The following is a 1,527-nucleotide window of genomic DNA, read 5'->3' as shown; positions in this document are numbered from 1 at the left end:
CACGGACATCGGTCAACGCCACCGCCGCGCCCACCGCCGAGATCCAGTGCCTGATATGGTCCAGCCCCGGAGCCACCGGTCGTTCGTAGCGTGCGCCAACCGGAACAGTGTTGACATCCTCCACAGCGAAGGCATACCGCGAGGCCAGTTCCCGAGCCCGCTGCTCGCTCAGAGCGGGACGAGCAACCAGAACCCCGAACGCAACACACAGTGCCAGCGCAACCACAGCCGGAACAACACGACGCACCCCACGAAAAATCAGCATGACACGGCCTCCACACAACGACGGTCGATCGCATAGTGATCAGGAATGCCTGGCCCGCAACCGGGAACGCCACTCCAGATACGCCCCCAGATCCGTACGAGCCCCCAAACCCGCTGCGGTCTCCTCCGTCCAACCAGCCGCCGTCCCGGCATCCACCGACAACACCTGACGACACGCACGCTCGGTATGCTCCGGAACCACCCCAGCACGGACCCGCGCACCCGCCGCAAACATCAACCCCTGCGCAAAATGAGCCAAATACTCCCCAGCCGCAGCCGCCAGCCGATCCCGCCCCACCTCCCCCACAGCCCCCGCATACCCCATCGCCAACCCCACCCCACTCCACAGATGCGAACGCGCTTCCTCATCGGCCTCCGCAATCCGCTGCGCGACCCCATCCGGATCCGCGCACTCCACGAACCACAACGCACGACCACAGCCGGCCAACCGCACGGCCCGATGCGGATCCGGTCGTCCCCGCGAATACCGGCGAATCATCCGCTCACCACCGAAGAACGTTGCCCCGAACCCTGCGCCATCCAGGGCCAGCCACCGCAACAACGGCGTCGGGGGGAGGGGCACCGGAAGCCTGATCCCCAGCGGAGCGAACACCCAGCCCGCACCGACGTGCACCAGATGCGTGTAGCAGTCACCGGGCCCGGCAAGGAGGCGACGCAACGCTCCCGCCCTACCAGCGGTGACCAGATCCCGCATCGCGGCATACATCCCAGCACCCTCGTAGGCGAAACCACGCTTTTCGCCAGGAACCTCGGCGAGCGCCCGATGGGGGGACTTCCAGTGGGCAGCGGCGATGTTGAACCCACCTAGGAAGGCCCTCGCACAGCCTTCGAGGATCGCTCGTTCTCGTGGACGATCAACGCGGAATCCTCGCGCCTCGAAGTCGGCCATGTCCATCGGTAGGGAGATCAGGTTCCTGACTTGCCGGCTGCCTCGCTCGGTGCCAGTGAGGAGCCCGTGGTCGGGAAGGTTCGCCAGCCCGGCCTCCCGATGCATCCACTTGAACACAACAACCTCCATGCGTGCCTGTCGGTCATCTGGAGACACGGGCGAGCACCCGGATCCCGCCGATTCGGCGGATCGTCGTTCGAGGAAGAAGGTAGGTCAGCGGACAGCTCGTGAGGAAGGTTCGCCAGATGCCGGTACTGAACGTGCCAGCCGGGAGGTGTGACGGGGCTGACGGGTGTGTCAAGTTAACGGTGGATCGCGTTGATGTGGTTACTTCCTTGCTGCGGACAGTCGTC

General features: G+C 65.5%; 1 protein-coding gene and 1 pseudogene. Both read right to left on the bottom strand.

The annotated features are described in order from the left end of the window. Positions 1-265 (bottom strand): annotated as a pseudogene (locus tag IEY55_RS32460) (hypothetical protein); the annotation flags it as partial. A gap of 39 nt (positions 266-304) precedes the next feature. Next, positions 305-1,291 carry a DUF1702 family protein gene (locus IEY55_RS31635; protein WP_189062262.1) on the bottom strand — a complete coding sequence of 329 codons (987 nt, stop codon included), beginning with the start codon at positions 1,289-1,291 and terminating at the stop codon, positions 305-307. Between the last annotated feature and the right edge of the window lie 236 nt (positions 1,292-1,527).

The sequence above is a fragment of the Longimycelium tulufanense genome, from assembly GCF_014645795.1.
Lineage (GTDB): Bacteria > Actinomycetota > Actinomycetes > Mycobacteriales > Pseudonocardiaceae > Longimycelium > Longimycelium tulufanense.
This window is presented reverse-complemented; position numbering and strand designations above follow the sequence as displayed.